Raw genomic sequence first — 23,144 nt, 5'->3', positions numbered from 1 at the left:
GGGGTGTCGTCATCGCCACCCACGGGAACACCGACCAGGGAGGGCCTTCCGTATGCGCGCACGTGTCCCACTCCGAGCAGCTATAGCCGGCGCGGTCGTCGCCGGCGGCGTCCTCGCCGGACCGGCGACCGCCCAGGCCACTCCGGCCGGGCCCGGGGTCACGGCCCGGCTGATCGCGCAGAAGACCGTCGGGGACACCGACTACACCCTCAGGGAGATCACCATCCCGCCCGGTCAGGCCACCGGCTGGCACTACCACGACGGTCCCCTGTACGCCGTGGTGAAGGCGGGAACGCTGAGCCACTTCGCCTCCACGTGCGCCTCCGACGGCGTGTACCCCAAGGGCAGCGCCATCCAGGAGCCGGCCGGGCCGGGGAACGTGCACATAGGCCGCAATCTCGGCGACACGCCGGTCGTGCTGGAGGTCCTGTACGTGCTGCCGCACGGCTCGCCGTTCTCCGAGGACGCGCCGAACCCGGGCTGCCCGTTCGAATAAGCAGGCCTCCGCCCCGGCGGATCACTGCGGTTCGAGGGTCTGTTCCGCCCAGATCGTCTTGCCCCGGCCCGTCTGCCGGCTGCCCCAGCGCTGGGTGAGCTGCGCGACCAGCAGCAGGCCGCGCCCGCCCTCGTCGAAGGCGTGGGCGCGGCGCAGGTGCGGGGAGGTGGAACTGCCGTCGGAGACCTCGCAGATGAGGCTGCGGTCGCGGATCAGCCGGAGCTGGATGGGGGGTTCGCCGTAGCGGATGGCGTTGGTGACCAGTTCGCTGACGACGAGTTCGGTGACGAAGGCGGTCTCCTCCAGCCCCCACGCTGCGAGTTGTTCGGTGGCGGCCTGCCGGGCGGCGGCGACATGGGCGGGGTCGGGTTCCACGTCCCAGGTGGCGACCTGGTCGGTGCCGAGCGCACGGGTGCGGGCCAGCAGCAGGGCCACGTCGTCGCTGGGCTCCTCCGGCAGGACCGCCTTGAGCACGGTGTCGCACAGGGCGTCGAGGGTGGTGGCCGGTGCGGTGAGGGCGCTGCAGAGTTCGCCGGTGGCACGGTCGACGTCCCGGTCCCGGTCCTCGATCAGGCCGTCGGTGTAGAGGGCGACGACCGCGCCCTCGGGCAGGTCCAGCTCGATCGCCTCGAAGGGCAGTCCGCCGACACCGAGCGGGGGGCCGGGGGCCATCCGGATCAGTTCCGCGCGGCCGTCGGGCAGCAGGAGGGCCGGTGCGGGATGTCCGGCGGCGGCGAGGGTGAGGCGGCGGCTGACGGGGTCGTAGACGGCGTACAGACAGGTGGCGCCCAGCTCGGCGACCTCGTCGGCGCCCTCCTGGTAGCCCGCCAGATGCGTGACGAGGTCGTCGAGGTGGGTGAGGAGCTCGTCGGGCGGCAGGTCCACGTCGGCGAGGGTGCGCACGGCCATGCAGAGCCGGCCCATGGTGGCCGAGGACGAGATGCCGTGTCCTACGACGTCGCCGACGACGAGGGCGACCCGGCTGCCGGAGAGCGGGATCACGTCGAACCAGTCGCCCCCGATGCCGGCCGTGGAGCCGCTGGGCAGATAGCGGTGGGCGACCTCGACGGCGGCCTGTCCGGGCAGCCCGCGCGGCAGCAGGCTGTGCTGGAGGGCGAGCGCGGTGGTGCGTTCACGGGCGAAGCGGCGGGCGTTGTCGATGCAGACGGCGGCGCGGCTGGCGAGTTCCTCGGCGAAGACGGCGTCGTCGGCCTCGTAGTCGTCGGGGTGGGCCATGCGGACGCCGACCAGCACGCCGAGGGTGGTGCCGCGGGCCCGCAGCGGCACCGAGATCATCGAGTGGACGCCGCGGCGGAAGGGGCGCCCCTGGGGGGAGCGCACGTTGCGCTCGGCGAGCCAGCGCATGAAGTCGGGCTCGCCTGCCTGGCTGCGCACGGCACGTCCTTCCCGCAGGGCACGGGCGGGTGCGCTGTACGGCGGATGCGCGTCGGTCTCGCCGAGGTGGACCGCCGCCTCGGGGGTGCCCTCGTGGACGGAACCGTGGGCGACCCTGCGCAGCACGATCTCGCCGTCGGGGACGGGCGGCGGCTCGTCGGCGCCGAGGACCCAGTCGAGGAGGTCCACACTGGCGAAGTCGGCGAACCGCGGGACGAGGAGTCCGACCACTTCCTCGGCGGTGCGCACCACGTCGAGGGTGGTGCCGATGGAGGCCGCAGCCTCGTTCAGCAGGGCCAGTCGCTGGCGGGCCAGGTACTGCTGGGTGCTGTCGAACGCCGCCAGGGCGACCCCGACGACCTCGCCGGAAGGCTCGCGCACGGGCCACATCTCGGTGGTCCACGCGTGCTCCCGGTTGAGAGAGGGGGCGCCGGTCCAGCTCTCGTAGCGCAGCGGGCGGCCCGTTTCGACGACCTTGCGGAGGTGCAGGTTGAAGCCCCGGCTGTGCTCGGCGTCCTCGATGGTGTCCATGAAGGCGCGGCCGAGCAGGACGTCCTCGGAGACGCCCATGACCTTGCAGGCGACCTCGTTCAGCCGCAGATAGCGCTGCCTGGGGTCGAAGACGGACATCGACATGGACGCCTGCTGGAAGGCGCGCCCGGCGAGTGTGGGCTCCGGGGCGGCGGGGCGTTCCGCGGTGAGGGTCCAGCCCAGGGCCTCACCACCGGGGCCGAGCAGGGGGCAGGCGGTGACGGCGAGGGTGACGGGGTGCCCGTCGCGGTGGCGTACGACGACCGGTCGGCTCCACGCCTGCCCGGCGGCGGTCGGGAGGTCCTCGGCGAGCAGTTCGGTCGCCGCCCGCCCCACGGCCTCCTCGGCCGGATGGCCCGTCAGCAGACGGGCACCCTCGCTCCAGCCCGTCACGATGCCCCGGGCATCGATGACCGCCACAGCGACGACATGCTCCATGTCGTCCAGAATGGTCCCTTTGCCCGGGTGCATCAACCGCGCGGGGGCCGGTCGTGGAGCGGGGCGTTCCGGGCGGGGCCGGTCAGGCGCGGTGGGCGCGCAGGGCGTCCAGGGCGCGGTCGGCGTGGGTGTTCATGCGCAGTTCGCTGCGGACGACCTCCAGGACGGTGCGGTCCTGGGCGATGACGAAGGTGGCCCGCTTGGTGGGCATCAGGGAGACGCCCCGCTTCACGCCGAACCGTTCCCGCACAGTGCCGTCACTGTCGGACAGCAGGGTCATGCCGAGGGTGTGCCGGCCGGCGAACTCCTGCTGGCGGTCGACGGAGTCCCCGCTGATACCGACGGGCCGGGCACCCACCGCGGCGAACTCGGCGGCGAGGTCGCGGAAGTGGCAGGCCTCGGCGGTGCAGCCGGGGCTGAGGGCCGCGGGGTAGAAGAAGAGGACGACGGGGCCGTCGGCGAGCAGGTCCGTGAGGCTGCGTTCCGTGCCGGTCTCGTCGGGGAGCGAGAAGTCCTCGACCTTGTCGCCGGTCTCCAGCGTCTTCGTCATGACCGTCCTTCCGTGCCGTTCGCGACGCTGCGGGCCCACAGCACGAGGGGCACCTGCAGGGGCAGCCGGCCGAACGCGGCGGCCTTGAGGGGGGTGGGACGGTCGCGCCAGTCCAGCGCCATCTTGACGTTGGCGGGGAAGACGCCGACGAAGAACGCGGCACTGGCCAGGGCGGCCGCCTTCCGGGTCCGGGGCAGCGCCAGTCCGGCCGCGAGCGCCAGCTCGGCGACGCCGCTGCCGTACGTCCAGGCCCTGGGCGAGCCGGGCAGGGCGCGCGGGATCGTCGCGTCGAAGGGGCGGGGGGCGGTGAAGTGGGCCACCCCCGCGGCGGCCAGCAGACCGGCCAGCAGCAGGGGTGAGCGTCCGGACCGGGACAAGGTTCCTCCTCTGAAGTCCTGCACCCGACATTACTGGACGGTAGGCGAGGACCCGGAGGCGGGGTGCGGCAGCGCGGAACCCCCAACTCCCTTGTCCGTCGACCCTGATGGCACCCCGGTCGGGTCTCGCGCCCGTACGAGCAGCCGCAGGACGCGGGTCAGGCGCTGACCGGTGGCTGTTCGGTCTCCTCGTCGACGGCGTAGGAGAGGAAGTCGTCGACCATGCGGTGGAAGAGCGTGGCGAGCTGGCCGAGCTCCTCCGCGGACCAGCCGGACAGGGCGAGCTGCATACCGCGGGCGCCCGCGTCACGGACCCGGTCGATGGCCTCGCGGCCGGCGTCGGTGAGCTCGATCCGCTGGGCCCGGCCGTCGTCGGGGTCGGGGACCCGGGTGACATAGCCGGACCTCTGCAGCTGCTGCACCGTACGGGTCACATGGGAGGCCTCCACACCCAGGCGCTGGGCCAGCTCCCCCGGCCGCAGCGGCTCGGAGTCGGCGACCTGCCGCAGCAGCGCGACGGCGGCCCGGTCCAGGGGGACGCCGGCCATCGCCATCAGCCGGTCGTGCTGGCGGGCGCGGGTGCTCAGGTAGGTGATGCGGGTGAGCGCGCGCTCGATCTCGATCACTTCCGGGGAGGCGACGGCGGGCACGGGGAGCGGTTCGCTGGACATGCGACCCACTTTACCATCTTGTTGCGTAACTCAAGTAAATTACTGCGTGCGTTGACCCACATCTACTGCGGAACGACGACGCGAGGGCAAGCGTAAGGGCCCCGGCAGGCTCGCACCGCCCGCCGGGGCCCCTCTTTTCCGCCTTACGCCGGGACGCGGACGCTGTCGCCCCAGACCGCGCCGGACGCGATCGCCTGGCGCCACTGCCGGATCGCCTTCGGCGGCATCCCGACCGCGAGGGCCCCGCTCACCCGGTCGCCGCTGCGGTAGGCGGCGACGAACCGGCGTTCGGCGAGGTCGCCCTCGACGACGGCCACCTCGTCATGGCCGCGCAGGAAGCCGTAGGCCTGGATCTTCATGTCGTACTGGTCCGACCAGAAGTACGGCACCGGCGCGAACGGCTTGCGCGCCTCGGGGGCGGCGAGCAGATTGCGGGCGGCGGCCATACCCTGCTCGGCCGCGTTGGTGCGGTGCTCGATCCGCATCGCCGTGCCGAACAGCGGGTTGTACCAGCGGGCCACGTCCCCGGCCGCGTACACGCCCCGGGCGGCCTCCAGGTACTCGTCGCACACGACGCCGTCACCGACCGGCAGTCCGCTGCCGGCCAGCCAGTCGGTGTTGGGCAGCGAGCCGACCGCCACGAGCACCTCGTCGGCGTCGACGACCGAACCGTCCGCGAGCCGTACGCCGTCCTCGGTCACCTCGGTGACGGCCACCCCGCAGCGCAGGTCGACGCCCCGGTCGCGGTGGGCCTGCGACAGCACGCGCCCGACGTCCTCGCCGACGGCGTGGGCCAGCGGCACCGCCGCCGGTTCCAGCAGGGTGACCAGGGCGCCCAGCCGCCAGGCGACGGCCGCCGCCTCCGCACCGAGGAAGCCGGCACCGACGACCACCAGCCGGCGGCCCGGCTCCAGCCGCTCCCGCAGGGTGAGGGCGTCCTCCAGGGTGCGCAGCACATGCGCGCCCTCCCCGGGCAGCCGACGCGGCCGTACACCGGTGGCGACGACCAGTCCGTCGTACGGCACCACACTGCCGTCGGCCAGCATCACCCGGCGCCGCGCCACGTCCAGGCCGCAGGCGGCGGTACCGAGCCGCAGGTCCAGGCCCAGGGCGGCGAGGTCCTCGGAGCGGCGCAGGCCGAGCCGGTCCTCCTCCCACTCGGAGGCGAGGAGCTGCTTGGACAGGGGCGGGCGGTCGTACGGGAGGTGCGGCTCGTCGCCCACGAGGGTCAGGGTGCCGTCGTAGCCCTCGCGGCGGAGGGTCTCGACCGCCGCGAGTCCGGCGGCCGAGGCCCCGACTACCACGATCCGGTTCACTGCTCGACCAGTCGGATCGCGGCGGCCGGACAGACGGCGACGGCCTCACGGACGTCGTCGAGGAGTTCGGGCGCGGGCGACTCCTCCAGCAGGATCGCGATGCCGTCGTCGTCCTGGTCGAAGACCTGCATGGCGGCGACCACGCACTGTCCCGAGGCGACGCACTTGTCGGCCTCCAGCTCCACCTTGTGGGAGGTCATGGGGTTCCCCTTGTCTGCTTTTCTGCGTGCTGCGTGCTGCGTGCTGCGTACGGACTGCGGTCGTGCTGTGCGGGACGGGGAACCGTCACCAGGTCACGGGCAGGGAGTGGACGCCGTAGATGAAGGCGTCGTGCTTGAAGCGGACGTCGTCGAGCGAGCCGACGAGCTTCAGGGCCGGGATGCGCCGGTAGAGGGTGCCGTAGACGACCTGGAGCTCCATCCGGGCCAGCGGCTGGCCGAGGCACTGGTGGACGCCGAAGCCGAACGCGACATGGCGGCGCGCGTCGCGGGTGATGTCGAGCCGGTCGGGGTCCTCGAAGACCTCGGGGTCGCGGTTGGCGATCTCGTTGACCATGATCACGCCCTCGCCGGCCCTGATGACCTGCCCGCCGATCTCGATGTCCTCGGTGACCGCGCGGCGCCGGCCGAGGTGGGTGATGTGGAGATAGCGCAGCAGCTCCTCGACGGCGGAGGAGACCAGCTTGGGATCGTCGGTCTCGCGCAGCAGGGCCAGCTGGTCGGGGTGCTGGAGCAGGGCCAGGGTGCCGAGCGCGATCATGTTCGCGGTGGTCTCGTGACCGGCGATGAGCAGCAGCAGCGCCATCTCGGTGGCCTGCTGGTGGTCGATCTCGCCGACGGTGATGCGCCCGGCGATGCTCGACAGCAGGTCGTCGCGCGGGTCGGCGAGCCGCTTGCCGATCAGCCCGGCGAGGTAGCCGGCCACCTCACGGCTCGCCAGGCCGCGCTGTTCGGGCGTGGCGTCCCGGTGGACCATCGTCCTGGTGTTGTCCTGGAAGAAGGCGTGGTCGTCGTAGGGCACGCCGAGCAGTTCGCAGATCACCAGCGAGGGGATCGGCAGCGCGAACTCCTCCACCAGGTCCACCGGTTTGGGGCCGGCCAGCAGCTTGTCGATCAGGTCGTCGACGATCCGCTGTACGGCGGGGCGCAGGGCCTCGACCTTCTTGATGGCGAAGGGCGCGGTCACCATCCGGCGCAGCCGGGCGTGTTCCGGGTCGTCCATCATGATGAAGCTGAGCTTGCCCTCACCGGCGTCGGGGCTCGCCTTGGTCGGGTAGCCGGGCCGGTCGGTGTCCGCGCTGACCCGGGGGTCACCTAGCAGCGCCCGCTGGTCGGCGTAGCGGGTGACGAGCCAGGGCTCGGTGCCGTCCCAGAGCCGCACCCTGGTCAGCGGCGCCCGCTCCCGCAGCTCCCTGAGGGCGGGCGGGGGGTCGAAGGGGCAGCGGTCCGCCCTGGGCATCGGGAACTCGGGGACCGCGTCCGGGGCTTCGGGCACCGGGCCGGTCAGTGTGTCCGCCATGGCTCTCCTCGGTGGTGGGGGGCTCCGGACGGGCCGGAACGCCGGGGTGAAAGGGAGGGAAGGGGGGTCGAGGCCTCGATGAGCACAGGCAAACAGAGGGGGCTGACGGCTTCCGGTCAGTTCCCTGACAGGAACCTGACGTGACCTGGATCACATTGCGAGTTGGGGGCGACCGGCCCACCCGACGGCCCGTCAGCCCTCGCCGTCCGCCCCTCCCAGCCAGTACCCGAAGCCCCGGCGGGTGTGGATCAGCGGCGGCGCGTCGCGGTCCACCTTGCGCCGCAGCCGGGAGACGAGCTGCTCGATCGCGTTGTCGCCCCGGAAGTCGCCCCAGACGTACCGGCTGATCTGCTCCTTCGACAGTACGCGGTGCGCGTTGACCAGCAGGTGCCGCAGCAGGCGGTACTCGGCGGGGGTGAGGTCGAGGGCGCGGGGGCCGCGCCGGGCCCGGCACAGGGTGTCGTCCAGGACGAGGTCGTCGTAGCACGGGGAGTGGCCGGGGCGGCCGGGGGCGGCGGTGCCGCGCAGCAGGACCTGCATCCGGGCCAGCACCTCGGCCACCCGGAACGGTTTGGTGACGTAGTCCTTCTCCCCCAGGCCGAGTTCGGGCAGGAGGCCGCCGAGGGAGTCGTAGGGGGTGAGGTAGAGGACCGGTGGCCGGTGGGCGATCACCGGGCGGCCGGCACGGGCGATGCCGGGCAGGTCGGGCAGCGTGGTGTCGACGACCAGCAGATCGAAGCGGTACGCGTCGAGCCGGGCCAGCGCGTCGGCCGCGGTGTCCGTGAGGCCGATCCGGTAGCCGGCCAACTCCAGTGTGGTGGCGAGCAGTTCGGCGGTGTCCGGTTCACCGGCCAGGATCAGCACATGCTGCCCGGCGCCGCGGGCGAGCGAGTGTTTCGCGGTCGGGTCGGCAGGCATGGGCGGGACCGTACGCGAGAGACCGGAGCGGGATAACGGTCCGGGGAGATCGGCGGGGCCCGAGGAGTACATGAAGCCGGCGGCGCGGCGGTCGTCACGCCGTGACGGTCGGGGTGCGGGCATCAGAATCCGCGCCCTTCGTCCAGTGAAGCGGTCGAATCCGCCTTCTCCGACAGCAGGACGTCCGCCATACGGCACACCAGCCGAGCGAGCAGCCGCAGTTCCGCCGGCGTCCAGTCGGCGAGGACCAGCTGCATGCCGCGCGCACCCGCCTCCCCCAGCCGGGCCACGGCGTCCTCGCCGAGCGGGGTGAGGCGGATCCGCCGGGCGCGGGGGTCCTCGGGGTCGGGGACCCGGGTGACGTATCCGGCCTGCTGGAGCCGCTGCACCTGGCGGGTGACGTGCGAGGCCTGCACGGCGAGCGCCTGGGCCAACTCCCCCGGGCGCAGGGGGTCGTGCTCGGCGATCCGGCGCAGCATCGCGACGGCGGCCCGGTCCAGCGGTACGCCCGCCATGGCGACCAGCCGATCATGTTGACGGGCCCGGACGCTCAGATACGCGACACGGGTCAGGGACCGTTCGATCTCGACCGCTGCGGGCGAGGCGGGGGGCACTGCGGGCGGTGAGGGGGACATGCTTCCACCCTACCTTTCTGCTTGCCTAACTCAAGTAAATCTCCACGTTTGCTTGACTCAAGTAATCCACATGTGTTTGCCTAACTCAAGCAACCCGGAGGGCGCCTTGAGCGGAGGCGGCTCCGGGGCGCCGCACCCGTGGGGACGGGGAGCGGCATGTTCCCCGGGGCGGTCGCCGACGCACTCCCCCCTGTCGGCACCGGCCCCGGGGACACCACCACCGGCGTGGACCCGCCCAGGACGACAAGACAGCCCCCCTCCCCTGGAGACCCCGTATGAAGACCCCCGTACGCGCCGCGCCGGCCGGGGCCCTCGCCCGCACCCCGCCGGGTGCGACCGCTTCGTCTCGCTGGCGACGGCACCGAGATGGGGCTCGCCGCCGGTGACGCCTCCGTGCACCCCGACGAGCATGGCGAGCGGGGCATGGCGGACGCCGTCTGAAGAGCTTCGGCGCGTGATCACCGTTGCGTTGTTCACGACCGATGACTGATGAACCGATGACTGATCAGCCGATGACTGATCCACCGATGACCGCTGCGCGACAACCGATGAGCGGCAAGCGACACCTGAGAGAGGTTCTCCCCATGAGCACGATGCAGTCCGTCCAGACCGGTGGCGTCGACAAGATCGAGGTCGTCGACGTCGAGCGGCCCGTACCGGGTCCCAAGGACGCCCTGGTCCGGATCCGTGCCTGCGGCATCTGCGGCACCGATGTCACCTTCCTGCACATGGGCGGCATGCCCGCGCGCGCCCATCTGGGCGGCGAGCTGATCCCGGTGGCGCTCGGCCACGAGCCGGCCGGTGAGATCGTGGAGCTCGGCTCCGAGGTGGAGGGGCTCAACATCGGCGACCGGGTGGTCGTCAACCCGCAGGACGCGCCCACCGGCATCATCGGCTGCGGCGGGAAGTACGGCGGCATGAGCGAGTTCCTGCTGATCGAGAACGCCGAGGTCGGCCGGAGCGTCGCCGTCTTCCCCGACACCGTGCCCTTCGACGTGGCCTCGCTCAACGAGCCGATGGCCGTGGCGCGGCACGCCGTCAACCGCTCCGAGGCGGGGCCCGGGGACAAGGTGGTCGTGTTCGGTGCCGGCCCGATCGGCCTCGGCGCGGCGATCTGGCTGAAGCTGCGCGGTGTGGAGCACGTGGTGGTCGTCGACGTCATCCCCTCCCGGCTGGAGAAGGCACTGGCCGTGGGCGCGGACGCCGTCGTCGACTCGGCGGAGGAGGACGTGGCGGCGCGGTTGACCGAGTTGCACGGTCAGAGCGCCAACGCCCTCGGCCAGCCCCGGCCCGGGACCGACGTCTTCATCGACGCGGCCGGTGTGGCCGCCGTGTTCAACACCGTGGTGAACTCCGCCAAGTGGGGCGCCAAGCTGGTGATGGTCGCGGTCCACAAGAAGGGCTCCGAGATCGACCTGGGCGGCATGCTCCGCAGCGAGCTGACCCTGATCGCCTCCCAGGGCTACCCGACCGAGATCTTCGAGGTGACCCCGGAACTGGTCGAGCACCAGGAGCGGTTCGCCAAGCTGATCAGCCACCGTGTCCCGTTCTCGGAGGCCGACCGGGCCTTCGAGCTCGCGCTGACGCCGGGCGCGGCGGAGAAGATCGTCGTCACGCTGGACGACTGAGCACCACGGCGGGCCGCCGGGTCTCCCCCGCCCGGCGGCCACCGCCCGTCGTCCCTTCCTCTCCCAACCCCTCCCGTCCCTCCCGCTTCTCCCCACGACAGGAACGGCACTTCATGCGCACGACCCTGCGACAGGCGGCGCGGGCCTCGGTCCACCTGATGCTGGCCGCCGCCATGGCCTTCGGGTCGTACATCTTCATCACCGTGCTGCTGATCGCCGCCACCGGCGCGGTGACGGTCGTCGGGATCTGGCTGCTGCCGGAGACCGTGCTGCTGGTCCGCCGGATCGCCGGGGCCAAGCGGCGGCTGACGGCGTCCTGGACCGGCCGGGAGATCCCCGAGGCGTACACGCCGATCACCGGTCCGGTGCGGGAGCGGCTGCGCACGGCCGTACGCGATCCCGGCACGCTCACCGACGCGCGCTGGCTGGCCGCGCACTACGCCTACGCGTGGCTGACCGTGCTGATGCTGCCGCTGTGGCCGGTCGGGCTGGTCGTCGACGGGGTGTGGTGTGCGCTGCTGGGCCGCCGGGCGCTCGTCCTGCCGCTGATCGTCCGGCTGGCCGACGTCGAGACGGCCTGGTCGGCCGCGCTGCTGCGGCCCTCCCCCAAAGCGCTGCTGGCCCGGCGGGTCGAGCACCTCACCGCGACCCGGGCGGACGCGGTCGCCGCGCACGGCGCCGAGCTGCGCCGCATCGAGCGGGACCTGCACGACGGCGCCCAGGCCCGCCTCGTCGCCCTGTCGATGCGGATCGGGCTGGCCCAGCGGGCGTACGGCGCCGACCCGGACGCCGCGCGCAAGCTGCTCGCCGACGCGCAGGACCAGGCCGAGGAGGCGCTGACCGAGCTGCGGCACGTGGTGCGCGCCATCCATCCGCCGATCCTCACCGACCGGGGGCTGGTGGGGGCCGTACGGGCGCTCGCGGCGGCGAGCGGGCTGCGGGTGGACGTGCGGACCGACGGACTGTCGGAGGAGGTGCGGGCGCCGGCCGCGGTGGAGGCGGCCGCGTACTTCGTGGTCGCCGAGGCGCTCACCAACGCGGCCAAGTACAGCGGGTCCGACCGGGCCGAGGTGGTGCTGGCCCGCACCCGGACCGGGCTGGGCGTGCGGGTGCGGGACGAGGGGTGCGGGGGCGCCGACGAGAGCGCGGGCTCGGGTCTGCTGGGGATGCGGCGCCGGGTGGCCGCGCTCGACGGGACGGTCCGGATCACCAGCCCGGCGGGCGGGCCGACGGTGGTGGAGGCGGAGCTGCCGTGCGTGTGGTGAACGCGCTCCCCGTCCGCCTGCCGGAGCCGGGGCGTGCCCGACTGCCCCCGCCCGTCGGCCGCGACGGGCATCGCCCGCCCTGGGGCCGGCCCCGACCGGAGAACCGATGCTCACCTGCTGGCAGCGCTACGCGGACGGTCACGCCCGCACCGTGGACACGATGACGGCGGCCCTGCTGTTCGCCGCCTTCCTCCTCGGCAGCGAGAGCACCATGCCCCGCTCGGACCAGCCGGACACGACCGTCCCGACGATCGCCCTCGCGGCCGTCGCCTGCGGGACGCTGCTGTTGTGGCAGCACACCCGGCCTCGTACGACCGTGGCGGTGACGGCGTGCTGTGTGGCGGGCGTGAGCGCGCTCGGCCATCTGATCACCCCGCTGCTGCTGGGGCCGACGTTGGTCGCCCTGTACCGGGTGGCGGTGACCACCCGCCGCCGCACGACCCGCCGCTGCTGTGTCTCGGCCGTCGCGCTGATCGTCCCGGCGGCCCTGGTCCTGGATCCGGTCGCCCACCCCTGGGTGATGAAGTCGGTCGGCCCGGTGATCTGGCTGCTGTTCCCGGTAGTCACCGGCAGTCTCGTGCGTCTGCAACGGCGGTACGTGGAGGCCGTCCAGGCGCGCGCCGAGTACGCCGAGCGCGGCCGGGAGGAGGAGGCGCGGCACCGGGTCGTGGAGGAGCGGGTGCGCATCGCGCGCGAGCTGCACGACGTCGTCGCCCACCATCTCGCCCTGGCCAACGCCCAGGCGGGCACGGCGGCCCGTCTCGCCCGCACCCGTCCCGACCAGGCGCAACGGCTCCTGGAGGACCTCACGGGTACGACGTCTTCGGCGCTGCGCGAGCTGAAGGCGACCGTTGGCCTGCTGCGCCACGCGGACGAGGGCGCGGCGCCGCTCGCCCCGTGTCCCGGTCTCGGACAGCTGTCCGAGCTGACGCGGTCGTACGCCTCGGCGGGCCTGGACGTGCGGGTCGCCCTGGAGGGAACGGCACGGCCGCTCACGCCCGGGGTGGATCTGACGGCGTACCGCATCGTGCAGGAGGCGCTGACCAACGTCACCAAGCACGCGGCGGCGCGCACGGCGCACGTGCGGCTGAGGTTCGGCCGCGACCGGCTGACGATCACGGTCACCGACGACGGCACCGCCGTGCCCTCCGCCGGCGACGGCCGGGCGGGCCCGGGCTTCGGTCTGATCGGCATGAGCGAGCGGGCCCGCTCGGTGGGCGGCTCGTTCCAGGCCGGGCACCGTCCCGAGGGCGGCTTCCAGGTCACCACCCGCCTCCCCCCGTACCCCGACACCCCGAGAACGGACCCCATGACCATCCGCGTGCTCCTCGCCGACGACCAGGCCCTGCTGCGGGCCACCTTCCGGATCCTGATCGACTCCTGCGACGACATGGAGGTGGTCGCCGAGGCCACCGACGGCGCCGAGGCGGTCGAGCTCGCCCGCAGCCACCACCCGGACGTGGTCCTGATGGACATCCGCATGCCCGGCACCGACGGGCTCGCCGCGACCGCCTCCGTCTGCGCGGACCCCGCGCTGTCGGGCACCCGCGTGCTGATCCTGACCACGTTCGAGATCGACGAGTACGTGGCCCGGGCGCTGCGGGCGGGCGCGAGCGGGTTCCTCGGCAAGGACGTCACCGCCGACGCGCTCCTCGACGGCATCCGTACGGTCGCCGCCGGCGAGTCCCTGCTCTCCCCGCCCGCCACCCGCTCCCTGATCGCCCGTTTCCTCGCGTCCCCGGCGGAGGGCGCCCGGCTCGCCGTCCCCGCCGATCTCACCGCGCTGACCGCCCGTGAGCGCGAGGTGATGGCCTGGGTGGCCGAGGGTCACTCCAACGAGGAGGTCGCCGGGAAGCTCTTCGTCAGCCCCCTCACCGTGCGCACCCACGTCCACCGGGCGATGACCAAGCTCGGCGCCCGCGACCGCGCCCAACTGGTCGTCATCGCCTACCAGACGGGCCTGGTCCAGGCCCCGCCCCCGCCGGGCACGGAGAGCTGACGGCCGTCGCCGGGGAGCCGGGAGCCCGTTGTCAGTGCCGTGTCCTACCTTTGCGATCAGCGGATGGTTCACCGAGGGCAAGGGGGGCGCGATGGGCGCGAGTTGCTGGGACTACGTCACTCCGTACACGGGCGGCGTGGAGGAGTCCCTGGGGGCACTGCACGCCGAGGAGTTCGCGCGGGAGTACGGCGGCGACGACACGTACGCGAGCCTGGAGGAACTCTGGGCGGACGCGGAGTTCATGAGCGAGGAGGGAACGCACTCGATCCTCGACATCCCGCACGTCGTCGACACGGCCGAAGCGCCCGACGAGCACGCCGTCGAGGACCACAACACCCTGCGCCCGCTCGCCGCGGACCGGGTGAGACACCACTTCGGCACGGACAGACCCTCGCCGCGACGGTTCCGGGAGGTGTATGACTCGGGGCCCGCGCTGAGCGCCGAGTGCGCCATGCGCTGGACCGGCCGGTACGTCCTCCTCTACACCGGCGACCGGCCGAGCCACCTCGGCATCTTCGGCTGCTCGGGCGACTGAGCCGCTGTTCGGGGGAAACCGCCCGGCCGGGCGCGTGGTGCGGGGCGCGGAGGTCGACAACTCACCCGTGACGCTCCCCCTCATCCCGCCCATGCTCGCCACGCCCGGACAGCTGCCGCCGCCCGCCCAGGACGCGCGCTGGGCCTACGAGACCAAGCAGGACGGGCAGCGGGCGGTGGTGTATCTCGCCGGGGACGGGACGGTCGGGCTGCGGGCCCGGTCGGGGCAGGACATCACCGGGGCCTATCCGGAACTACGGCCGCTGGGCGGGGCGCTCGGAGCGACGGCCGCCGTCCTGGACGGGGAGGTGCTGGCGCTGGACGCCGAGGGCCGGGCCGACTTCCAGTTGCTGCAGTCCCGGATGGGGCTGGTGCAGGCACCGGTCAGGGCGGCGCGGATGGCGGCCGCGGTGCCCGTGCACCTCGTGCTGTTCGACGTCATGCACCTCGGCGGCGACTCGCTCCTGCGGGTGCCCTACGCCGAACGCAGGGCGCGTCTCGAGGCGCTCGGTCTGGAGGGGCCGTTCTGGTCGACGCCGGGCGCGCTCGTCGGACACGGGCGCGAGGCCCTGGAGGCGACCCGCGTCCACGGTCTGGAGGGGCTGGTCTGCAAACGGCTGGACTCGGTGTACGAGCCCGGGGTGCGCTCCCGGGCCTGGATCAAGATCCGCAACATGCTTACCGCCGATGTGCTGGTGGGCGGCTGGTCGCCGGGGAGGGGGCGGCTGACCGGGCTGCCCGGGGCGGTCCTCGTCGGGCAGCGGACCGCGGCGGGCGCACTGCGGTACGTCGGCAGTGTGGGCACCGGCTGGAGCGAGGCCGAGCGCACCGAACTCGCCGCGCTGCTGCGGGCCGGGGCCACCGACGAGTGCCCCTTCGACGCCGTGCCCCCGGCCGTCGGCGCCCGCTGGGTGGTGCCCCGGCTGGTCGGCGAGGTCCGCTACAGCACCCGGACCCGGGCCGGGCTGCTGCGCCAGCCCTCGTGGCTGCGACTGCGAACGGACCTGACACCGGAGGAGTCGGCCGCCGACCTTCCGGACAACTCCGCATGACACGGCACCGAATGGCCAACTGTTGGGCTGCGCTTCACCACTGATACGCCTGCGACCCCTTGGCTTGGGAGCGAAAAACGTGGAAGCTGAGCTTCCTTCAACTCCCCCTTCCCCCACAGCCGTTCGGCTGCGCCCAGGATCACGAGGAGGACGCAGTGTCGTCATCTACGTTCAAGGCCCACCGCAGGAGATGGCTCATCGGGTTCACCGGTGCCGCCGCCCTCGTGCTCGCCGTCCCCTCGGTCGCCTTCGCGGCTCCCCCGTCGGCGCTGCCGCAGAACGCCGAGGCGGCCGAACTGACGTACCAGCCCGCGTTCGACTACGACACGGACGGCTGCTACTCCACCCCGGCCATCGGCCCCGACGGCACCGTCAACGGCGGTCTGAAGCCGACCGGTTCGCTCAGCGGCGACTGCCACGACGCGTCCGACCTGGACAACACCAACAGCTACTCGCGCTACAAGTGCAACAACGGCTGGTGTGCGTACATGTACGGCCTGTACTTCGAGAAGGACCAGGCCCTCGCGAACAGCAGCATCGGCGGGCACCGGCACGACTGGGAGCACGTCGTGGTCTGGGTGCAGAACGGCACCGTCCAGTACGTGTCGACGTCCAACCACGGCTCGTTCACGGTCAGCGCGGCCTCCAGCGTCCGCTTCGAGGGCACGCACGCGAAGATCGTCTACCACAAGGACGGCATCAGCACGCACTGCTTCCGGCTGGGCAACTCCAATGACGAGCCGCCGGAGAACGACAAGCACACCTGGCAGTACCCGCCGCTGGTCGGCTGGAACGGCTACCCGTCGGGCGTGCGCGACAAGCTGGTCGCCTACGACTTCGGCAGCGCCAACTTCGGCCTCAAGGACGCCAACTTCACCGCCCACCTGACGTCGGCGAAGCCGTCGGGGATCGCCTTCGACCCCAACGCGTGAGGGCGGTACGGAACGGTCCGTTCTACCCGTTCGGGCCACGGTTCACACCGTGACGCGGGGCCCGAAACCGGGAAGCGGTGCTGAATGCGGGGCGCGAGGGTCTATCGTGTCCCGCATGTCCGTTCCGGAACTGATCCGCATCGTGTCCCGTGACTCCCCCATGGCGCTGGCCCAGGTGGAGCGTGTCCGTGCCGAGTTGGCCGACCTGCATCCCGGGGTCCGCACCGAGGTCGTCCCCGTGAAGACGACCGGCGACAAGTGGATGGGCGATCTGTCCAAGGTCGAGGGCAAGGGCGCGTTCACCAAGGAGGTGGACGCGGCGCTGCTGGCCGGTGAGGCGGATCTGGCGGTGCACTGCGTCAAGGACGTGCCGGCCGACCGGCCGCTGCCCGCGGGCACGGTGTTCGCCGCCTTCCTCAAGCGCGACGACATCCGCGACGCGCTGATCCACCCGGGCGGGCTCACCCTCGACGAGCTGCCCGACGGGACCCGGATCGGCACCTCGTCGGTGCGCCGGATCGCCCAGCTGGCCGCCACGCACCCGCAGCTGGAGTGCGTGCCGTTCCGCGGCAACGCCAACCGGCGTCTGGAGAAGCTGGCGGCGGGCGAGGCGGACGCGCTGCTGCTCGCGGTGTCCGGTCTGGAGCGCATCGGCCGCACGGACGTGATCAGCGAGGTGCTGTCGCCGGACACGATGATGCCGCCCATCGGCGCGGGCATCCTCGCGCTGCAGTGCCGCGAGGGCGACACCGACCTGATCGACGCGGTCAGCGGGCTCGGCGACCCGGCCACCCACCGGGAGGCCACGGCGGAGCGCATGTTCCTGCATGTGCTGCAGGGCCACTGCAACAGCCCGATCGCCGGGTTCGCGCGGGTGGACCGCAGTGGGGAACTGTCCCTGCGGGCCTGTGTGTTCACCCCCGACGGCAAGGTGCGGCTCAACGCCCACGAATGGGCGGGCCGGCTCGACCCGGCGACGCTCGGCACCTCGGTGGCGGTGGCGCTGCTGCGTCAGGGTGCCCGCGAGATCATCGACGGCATCCCGCACTGATTCCCCGGCACCCTCAGGCGGTGCCCTCCTCGGCCGCCTGGTCCCGCAGGAAGTTGCTGACCTGCCGGGCCAGGCTGTCGCGTCCCTGCCCCGCCGGCAGGGCCCCGTCCTGGAGTCCGATGCCGCCGGTCCACAGCCGGCGGTCGGCCCAGTCGTCGTCGACCCGCAGCTGGATCTGCACGTCCACCTGGCCGAGCGCGGCCTCGGGGCCGGCGGCGTAGAGGACGGCGGTGGCACGGCGCAGCGGGTAGACGTCGAAGCCCTCGATGAACTGCGAGTTGCGCCAGTCGATGAACGCGCTCTCGCCTTCGGGCCCGACCCGTACGTCGATCTGGCCGTCCTCGAGGTGGATGGTGGAGTGTCCGGCGCCGCGGTTCTCGACGGTCACCCGCAGACAGAAGTACGTCAGTCCCTCGGCCGCGTCGTCTCGGCCCCGCGGCGGCTCGGACTGCTCCAGTCGGTGGACACGGACCCGCAGACCGGCATGCTCGTCGTACTCCTGCCAGTCCCCGACCACGTTCGGCTCGTCCACAGTCCACCTCTCGACTTCTACCGGCTGCTTCCTATCCGTGCGCTCAGCGCACTGTCAAATGAGCAGAATGCGCTGTGGCCAGGGGGTTCACCCCTTTTGATCGTCGATCAAGCCGTGCGCAGGAAGAATCCGCCGAAGGCCGCCGAGCGGCGATCCGCGGGCGTGCCGCACATCACGTCGCGGCCAAGATCAGCGGCATGATCAACGGGCGAGCCGGCCATAACTGGATATACAGGAAATAAACGGGCTAATTGTTTCAGGCCGCTCCCCGATGGGAATGCGCAGGGAAGTGCTTCGGACCGGAGGCACGTCCGTGGGATCCCCGCCGAGCGGGCCGCCCCGGGCGATCGCCGAATCCGTCCGAGCGCGCGTCTTCCACGGTGCCCGTCCCATCCTTCGGTGCCCCTCTTCCGGCACCTCCTCGGGAAGGCGCGCGTGATGCGTACCACCGTCAGAACCAGGCAGCACCCCCACGACGACGCCCCGGACACCACCGAGTCGTTCGAACGACTGGCCGACCTGCCCGACGGGCCTGAACGCCGGGTCCTGCGGGACGAACTGGTCCGGCTGTGGCTGCCGATGGCCGAGCGGATCGCCGTCCGCTTCCGCGGCCGCGGCGAGACGCTGGAGGACCTGTACCAGGTCGCGGCCCTCGGACTGGTCAAGGCCGTCGACCACTACGACCCCGGCCGAGGTCGCGCCTTCGAGGCGTACGCGGTGCCGACGATCACCGGGGAGATCAAGCGTCACTTCCGTGACCACATGTGGACGCTGCACGTGCCGCGCCGGGTCCAGGACCTGCGCAACCGGGTACGGCACGCCACGAAGGAACTCGCCCAGACGACCCCCGGCCGGGCGCCGACCGTCGCCGAGATCGCCGCGTACGCGCAGCTCAGCGAGGACGAGGTGCACACCGGCATGGAGGCGCTGGAGTGTTTCTCCGCGCTGTCGCTGGAGGCCGAGATGCCCGGCACCGACGGCTACGCGCTCACGGACGCCCTCGGCGACCACGACCCCGGTTACGACACCGTCGTCGACCGTGTCGCCGTGGCGCCCTGCCTGCGGGCCCTGCCGGAGCGCGAGCGGACGATCCTCTATCTGCGGTTCTTCCAGGGCATGACCCAGAGCACGATCGCCGAGCGGCTCGGCATCTCCCAGATGCACGTCTCGCGGCTGCTGAGCAGCTGCTTCGCACGGCTGCGCGAGGAGGTCGTGCCGGAGGCGAACGGAGTCACCCGGTTCTGAGTCACCCGGTTCTGAGTCACCCGGTTCCGGGACCGGTGGTCACTCCAATGGCGGCGCGCCGGGGATCTGGGTCGGGCCGTGCTGGTCCAGCAGGGCCTCCAGCTCCGCCCGGATCTGCTCGGGCATCTCTCCGCTGCGCCCCCAGATGAGGATCAGCTCCGAGACATTGCGCAACTTGATGTTCGTGTGCTGCGAGACCTCCTTGAGGATCACCCATCCCTCGTCCGGCGTCACTCGCCCGAGCGCGACGATCACACCGATCGACTGGTCCACCACGGCATGCGAGGCGACCGCTTCCTTCAGCTGGTCGACCTCCTGCTGGAGCTGGAGGATCCGGGCCGTTTCGTCGCCGGGTTCGCGCGGTACTCGTGCCACCACTCCATCGTGCCACCGGCTCCTCGGCAGGCGCCGCCCCCGCTACCGGCCGGACACTGGAGGAGAGCCGCCGGCCGTCGGCCAACGGCCGGCAGACAGGAACGCGAGCCCCCATGAACGATCACCCGTCCTCAGCCCATGGTGCAGCCCGTGGCGCATCCCACGATGCGAAAGAGGTCCTCTCCACGCACGCCGTGTTCGGCGCGCCCTGCTGGGTGAGCCTGACCAGCCGCGACCTGGAGGCCACCCAGGAGTTCTACGGAGCCGTCCTCGGCTGGCGGTGGCGGCGCGGCACACTGGGCGGCCACTTCCGGACCGCGCTGGTCGACGACGTCCCGGTCGCCGGGATCGCCGCCGTCGCCGCGATGTGGCAGATGGCGGTGGCGTGGACGCCGTACTTCGCCGTGCCCAGCGCCGACGAGGCCGCCTCCCGCACCCGGGAGCGCGGTGGGACCGTGGCCGTGGGGCCGATCTCGCTGCCGCCGGGCCGGGCGGCGCTGCTGGCCGACCGGGAGGGTGCGACCTTCGGCGTCTGGGAGGGCAAACTGATCGGCAACTGGGAGGCGTGGCGACAGGCGGCCCCCTCGTTCATCAGGCTCCACACCCGTGACGCCTTCGACTCCGCGATCTTCTACGGCGAGATCCTCGACTGGGCCACGGACCGGCCCGGGTGCTGCGAGGTCCGGTACGAGGGCGGCGAGGTCGTGCTGCGCAGCGGGGGGGATGTCGTGGCCCGGATCGAGTCGGGGGCGTTGGAGGCGGCACCCGATCCGACGATCCGGCCGCACTGGCAGGTCCACTTCGCCGTCGGCGATGTTGCGGGGTGTGCGCGGGCCGCGGAGAAGCACGGGGGGAGTGTGCTGCGGGAGTCGGAGGAGGAGGCGATTCTTCGGGATCCGGATGGGGCGCAGTTCACGGTGACGTCGCGTCGTCAACGATAACGCTCCGCAGGGGGGCCGAAGGGGGCGCTGCGCGCCCCCTCATTCCGAGCGGCGTGGGGGCCTGGACAGGACGATGAGGCTGCGGGGTTCCAGAGTCAGTTCTGCGCCTGCCTTGTACTCCGTTTCGTCTCGGGCCTCGTCCGGCTCCGCCGTGTCCGCGCAGATCGTCCAGCGTTCGCCGTAGGCCGCGCCGGGCAGGCGGAACGGGACCGGTTCCCAGTAGCTGTTGAAGAGCAGGAGGAAGGAGTCGTCCACCACCGGACGGCCCCGGTGGTCGGGTTCGGCGATGGCGTCGCCGTTGAGGAAGGCGCCGACGCTGTGGGCGTCGGAGCGCAGCCAGTCGCGGTCGCGCATCTCGCGGGCGTCCGGCTGGAGCCAGACCAGGTCGGGCAACGGCTGTCCGGCGTGGGTGACGGTCTCGCCGCGGAAGAAGCGGCGCCGGCGCAGCACGGGGTGGGCGGCGCGCAGGGCGACGAGGCGGCGGCAGAAGCCGGTGAGCCGGCGCTGCTCGTCGGTGAGCCGCCAGTCGATCCAGGAGACCTTGTTGTCCTGGCAGTAGGCGTTGTTGTTGCCGCGCTGGGTGCGGCCGAGTTCGTCGCCGTGGCTCAGCATCGGGATGCCCTGGGAGAGCAGCAGCGTGGCGAGGAGGTTGCGCTGCTGGCGGGCCCGCAGTGCCAGGACGGCCGGGTCGTCGGTCCCGCCCTCCACCCCGCAGTTCCAGGACCGGTTGTGGCTCTCGCCGTCGCGGTCGCCCTCGCCGTTGGCCTGGTTGTGCTTGTCGTTGTACGAGACGAGGTCGCGCAGCGTGAAACCGTCGTGCGCGGTCACGAAGTTGACGCTGGCGCGCGGGCGGCGCCTGCTGTGGGCGTACAGGTCGGAGGAGCCGGTCAGCCGGGAGGCGAACTCACCGAGCGAGTGCGGCTCGGCCCGCCAGAAGTCCCGTACGGCGTCGCGGTACTTGCCGTTCCACTCCGACCACAGCGGCGGGAAGTTGCCCACCTGGTAGCCGCCCTCACCGACGTCCCAGGGCTCGGCGATCAGCTTGACGCGGCTGATCACCGGGTCCTGCTGGATCAGGTCGAAGAACGCCGACAGCCGGTCCACCTCGTGGAACTGCCGGGCCAGGGTGGCCGCGAGGTCGAAGCGGAAGCCGTCGACGTGCATCTCGGTCACCCAGTAGCGCAGCGAGTCCATGATGAGCTGGAGCACGTACGGGTGGCGCATGAGCAGGCTGTTGCCGGTGCCGGTGGTGTCGTAGTAGTGGGACCAGTCGCCGTCCACCAGCCGGTAGTAGGAGGCGTTGTCGATGCCGCGGAAGGAGAGCGTGGGACCCTTCTGGTTGCCCTCGGCGGTGTGGTTGTAGACGACGTCGAGGATCACCTCGAGGCCGGCCGCGTGCAGAGCCTTCACCATCTCCTTGAACTCGGTGACCTGCCGGCCCCGGGTGCCGTGGGCGGCGTAGGCGTTGTGCGGCGCGAAGAAGCCGATGGTGTTGTAGCCCCAGTAGTTGGACAGGCCGCGGTCGGTGAGCACGCCGTCCTGGACGTACTGGTGGACCGGCATCAGCTCGATCGCCGTCACGCCCAGCGTGGTGAGGTGCTCGGTCACCGCAGGGTGGGCGAGGCCGGCGTAGGTGCCGCGCAGGGCGCGCGGGACGTCCGGGTGGGTGCGGGTCAGTCCTCGGACGTGGGCCTCGTAGATCACGGTGTCGGCGTACGAGCGCCGGGGCGGGGTGTCGTCGCCCCAGTCGAAGGCGGGGTCGGTGACCACACCGAGCAGGGTGTGCCCGGCGCTGTCCGCGGGGTCGGGGCCGTCCCCGGCGCGTTCGAAGAGGGAGGGGTGGTTGTCGGTCTGCCCGTCGACGGCGCGTGCGTAGGGGTCCAGGAGCAGTTTCGCCGGGTTGCAGCGGTGTCCGGCGGCCGGGTCCCAGGGGCCGTGCACCCGGTAGCCGTAACGCTGTCCGGGGCCGACGCCCGGCAGCTGACCGTGCCAGACGAAGCCGTCGACCTCGGTCAGCGGGACGGTCCGGTGGCTGCCGTCGTCCTCGACGAGCACCAGGTCGACCCGCTCGGCGACCTCGCTGAACAGCGCGAAGTTGGTGCCCATCCCGTCGAAGTCGGCACCCAAGGGGTAGGGGTGCCCGCTCCAGGCGGGCACCCCTGCGTTCCGGTACGGCGGTGAGGTCACCGGGCGTCCTCCAGGACCCCGGACTCCTCGGCCGCCGGTGCGGCCAACGCCGCCACCGGGAGTGCGCGGGGCACCGGGCGCCCCTCGCGCAGGCTGGGCGCCGGCGCGGTCGGGACCAGCGGGACGCGCTCGCCGGAACGGGCGCGCTGCGAGAACCAGATGACCTTGGCGCCGGTGTCGGTGGCGCAGCAGCCCCAGCCGTCGCTCATCGCGGCGATCCGCTCCAGGCAGCTCCGCAGATCCTGGTCCGGGCGCAGCTCACGGTCGTTGCCGCCGACGGCCGTGATCAGATGCTGGCCGTTCCACCACATCTCGATCGAGAGGGACTTGTCGGTCGCGTGCTCGTCGATGGCGTTCAACAGCATCCCGGCGCCGCCGCAGACGGGGGCGACGAGGGTCTCGAGGTCCCAGTACCTCAGATGGGCGGCCAGGATCCGGCCGACCTGCCCGACGCGCTCGGGACTGACGTCCACGTCGAGGTGGTAGTAGCAGGGCACTGCGGTCTTCATCGTCGTTGGCTCCTCACCGGCGAGGCTCCCGCTCCGTAGGGCCTCGCGG

At 72.3% G+C, this 23,144-nt stretch carries 23 protein-coding genes and 1 pseudogene; 11 read left to right on the top strand and 13 right to left on the bottom strand.

Annotation, left to right across the window (positions count from 1 at the left end; genetic code table 11):
- The first annotated feature begins 52 nt into the window (after nt 1–52).
- A complete protein-coding gene (locus tag ACLZN2_RS26955) occupies nt 53–496 on the top strand; it encodes a cupin domain-containing protein (RefSeq protein ID WP_416981700.1) in 444 nt (147 codons plus the stop codon).
- 21 nt (nt 497–517) lie between these two features.
- On the opposite strand, the gene ACLZN2_RS26950 is transcribed toward ACLZN2_RS26955, so the two are convergent.
- From ACLZN2_RS26950 to ACLZN2_RS26910, 9 genes are all read right to left on the bottom strand, one after another.
- Nucleotides 518–2,860: a SpoIIE family protein phosphatase gene (locus tag ACLZN2_RS26950; RefSeq protein ID WP_416981699.1), complete on the bottom strand. Its 2,343-nt coding sequence runs from the start codon at nt 2,858–2,860 to the stop codon at nt 518–520.
- Nucleotides 2,861–2,942: 82 nt separating this feature from the next.
- Entirely contained in the window at nt 2,943–3,410 is a 468-nt protein-coding gene (locus ACLZN2_RS26945; RefSeq protein WP_416981698.1) for a peroxiredoxin, read from the bottom strand.
- Nucleotides 3,407–3,787, bottom strand: coding sequence for a DoxX family protein (locus ACLZN2_RS26940; protein WP_416981696.1), 381 nt, complete (start codon nt 3,785–3,787; stop codon nt 3,407–3,409). The genes ACLZN2_RS26945 and ACLZN2_RS26940 overlap by 4 nt, the downstream gene beginning before the upstream one ends.
- A gap of 158 nt (nt 3,788–3,945) precedes the next feature.
- Nucleotides 3,946–4,458, bottom strand: coding sequence for a MarR family winged helix-turn-helix transcriptional regulator (locus tag ACLZN2_RS26935; protein WP_416981695.1), 513 nt, complete (start codon nt 4,456–4,458; stop codon nt 3,946–3,948).
- A 143-nt stretch (nt 4,459–4,601) separates the two neighbouring features.
- Complete coding sequence (locus tag ACLZN2_RS26930; protein ID WP_416981693.1) at nt 4,602–5,774, bottom strand: NAD(P)/FAD-dependent oxidoreductase; 1,173 nt, start codon at nt 5,772–5,774, stop codon at nt 4,602–4,604.
- Nucleotides 5,771–5,974 (bottom strand): ferredoxin, encoded by a 204-nt coding sequence (locus tag ACLZN2_RS26925; RefSeq protein WP_133916636.1) that lies wholly within the window; start codon nt 5,972–5,974, stop codon nt 5,771–5,773. Before ACLZN2_RS26925 ends, ACLZN2_RS26930 begins: the two co-directional genes overlap by 4 nt.
- An 85-nt stretch (nt 5,975–6,059) precedes the next feature.
- Nucleotides 6,060–7,292 carry a cytochrome P450 gene (locus ACLZN2_RS26920; RefSeq protein WP_416981692.1) on the bottom strand — a complete coding sequence of 411 codons (1,233 nt, stop codon included), beginning with the start codon at nt 7,290–7,292 and terminating at the stop codon, nt 6,060–6,062.
- A gap of 192 nt (nt 7,293–7,484) precedes the next feature.
- Complete coding sequence (locus ACLZN2_RS26915; protein WP_416981691.1) at nt 7,485–8,210, bottom strand: response regulator transcription factor; 726 nt, start codon at nt 8,208–8,210, stop codon at nt 7,485–7,487.
- A 122-nt stretch (nt 8,211–8,332) separates the two neighbouring features.
- The gene (locus ACLZN2_RS26910) at nt 8,333–8,845 is read right to left on the bottom strand and encodes a MarR family winged helix-turn-helix transcriptional regulator (protein ID WP_416981689.1); all 513 of its coding nucleotides are present in this window, start codon (nt 8,843–8,845) and stop codon (nt 8,333–8,335) included.
- Between the two features lie 584 nt (nt 8,846–9,429).
- On the opposite strand from ACLZN2_RS26910, the gene ACLZN2_RS26905 reads away from it, so the two are divergent.
- The 8 genes and pseudogenes from ACLZN2_RS26905 (at nt 9,430) to hemC (ending at nt 17,306) form a co-directional block, all read left to right on the top strand.
- Nucleotides 9,430–10,473 (top strand): zinc-dependent alcohol dehydrogenase, encoded by a 1,044-nt coding sequence (locus tag ACLZN2_RS26905; RefSeq protein ID WP_416981687.1) that lies wholly within the window; start codon nt 9,430–9,432, stop codon nt 10,471–10,473.
- A gap of 113 nt (nt 10,474–10,586) precedes the next feature.
- A complete protein-coding gene (locus tag ACLZN2_RS26900) occupies nt 10,587–11,738 on the top strand; it encodes a histidine kinase (RefSeq protein WP_416981685.1) in 1,152 nt (383 codons plus the stop codon).
- Nucleotides 11,739–11,844: 106 nt separating this feature from the next.
- Nucleotides 11,845–12,960, top strand: a pseudogene (locus ACLZN2_RS26895) (sensor histidine kinase); the annotation flags it as partial.
- A gap of 87 nt (nt 12,961–13,047) precedes the next feature.
- On the top strand, nt 13,048–13,737 hold the full coding sequence (locus ACLZN2_RS26890) for a response regulator transcription factor (protein ID WP_416981924.1): 690 nt from the start codon (nt 13,048–13,050) through the stop codon (nt 13,735–13,737).
- A 91-nt stretch (nt 13,738–13,828) separates the two neighbouring features.
- A complete protein-coding gene (locus ACLZN2_RS26885; RefSeq protein ID WP_416981683.1) occupies nt 13,829–14,272 on the top strand; it encodes a hypothetical protein in 444 nt (147 codons plus the stop codon).
- A 67-nt stretch (nt 14,273–14,339) separates the two neighbouring features.
- Nucleotides 14,340–15,323 carry an ATP-dependent DNA ligase gene (locus ACLZN2_RS26880; RefSeq protein ID WP_416981682.1) on the top strand — a complete coding sequence of 328 codons (984 nt, stop codon included), beginning with the start codon at nt 14,340–14,342 and terminating at the stop codon, nt 15,321–15,323.
- Nucleotides 15,324–15,478: 155 nt separating this feature from the next.
- Nucleotides 15,479–16,255, top strand: a complete 777-nt coding sequence (locus ACLZN2_RS26875) for an NPP1 family protein (RefSeq protein WP_416981681.1) — start codon at nt 15,479–15,481, stop codon at nt 16,253–16,255.
- 115 nt (nt 16,256–16,370) lie between these two features.
- On the top strand, nt 16,371–17,306 hold the full coding sequence (hemC, locus tag ACLZN2_RS26870) for a hydroxymethylbilane synthase (protein WP_416981679.1): 936 nt from the start codon (nt 16,371–16,373) through the stop codon (nt 17,304–17,306).
- A 13-nt stretch (nt 17,307–17,319) separates the two neighbouring features.
- On the opposite strand, the gene ACLZN2_RS26865 is transcribed toward hemC, so the two are convergent.
- The gene (locus ACLZN2_RS26865; RefSeq protein WP_416981677.1) at nt 17,320–17,838 is read right to left on the bottom strand and encodes a hypothetical protein; all 519 of its coding nucleotides are present in this window, start codon (nt 17,836–17,838) and stop codon (nt 17,320–17,322) included.
- Between the two features lie 438 nt (nt 17,839–18,276).
- Here ACLZN2_RS26865 and ACLZN2_RS26860 point away from each other — a divergent pair, with 438 nt between their 5' ends.
- Nucleotides 18,277–19,083 (top strand): RNA polymerase sigma factor SigF, encoded by an 807-nt coding sequence (locus ACLZN2_RS26860; protein ID WP_416981675.1) that lies wholly within the window; start codon nt 18,277–18,279, stop codon nt 19,081–19,083.
- A gap of 39 nt (nt 19,084–19,122) precedes the next feature.
- Here ACLZN2_RS26860 and ACLZN2_RS26855 read toward each other — a convergent pair whose 3' ends face one another.
- On the bottom strand, nt 19,123–19,458 hold the full coding sequence (locus ACLZN2_RS26855) for an ANTAR domain-containing protein (protein ID WP_416981674.1): 336 nt from the start codon (nt 19,456–19,458) through the stop codon (nt 19,123–19,125).
- Between the two features lie 113 nt (nt 19,459–19,571).
- Between ACLZN2_RS26855 and ACLZN2_RS26850 the strand changes: the two genes are divergently transcribed.
- Nucleotides 19,572–20,399, top strand: a complete 828-nt coding sequence (locus tag ACLZN2_RS26850) for a VOC family protein (RefSeq protein WP_416981672.1) — start codon at nt 19,572–19,574, stop codon at nt 20,397–20,399.
- Between the two features lie 39 nt (nt 20,400–20,438).
- Here ACLZN2_RS26850 and glgX read toward each other — a convergent pair whose 3' ends face one another.
- Nucleotides 20,439–22,586: a glycogen debranching protein GlgX gene (glgX, locus tag ACLZN2_RS26845; protein WP_416981671.1), complete on the bottom strand. Its 2,148-nt coding sequence runs from the start codon at nt 22,584–22,586 to the stop codon at nt 20,439–20,441.
- Nucleotides 22,583–23,095: a pep a2 gene (locus tag ACLZN2_RS26840; protein WP_416981670.1), complete on the bottom strand. Its 513-nt coding sequence runs from the start codon at nt 23,093–23,095 to the stop codon at nt 22,583–22,585. Before ACLZN2_RS26840 ends, glgX begins: the two co-directional genes overlap by 4 nt.
- Nucleotides 23,096–23,144 lie beyond the last annotated feature (49 nt).

The sequence above is a fragment of the Streptomyces sp. T028 genome, assembly GCF_048159505.1.
Classification (GTDB): domain Bacteria; phylum Actinomycetota; class Actinomycetes; order Streptomycetales; family Streptomycetaceae; genus Streptomyces.
The sequence above is the reverse complement of the archived record's forward strand: the minus strand, read 5'-3'. Positions and strand labels throughout refer to the sequence as shown.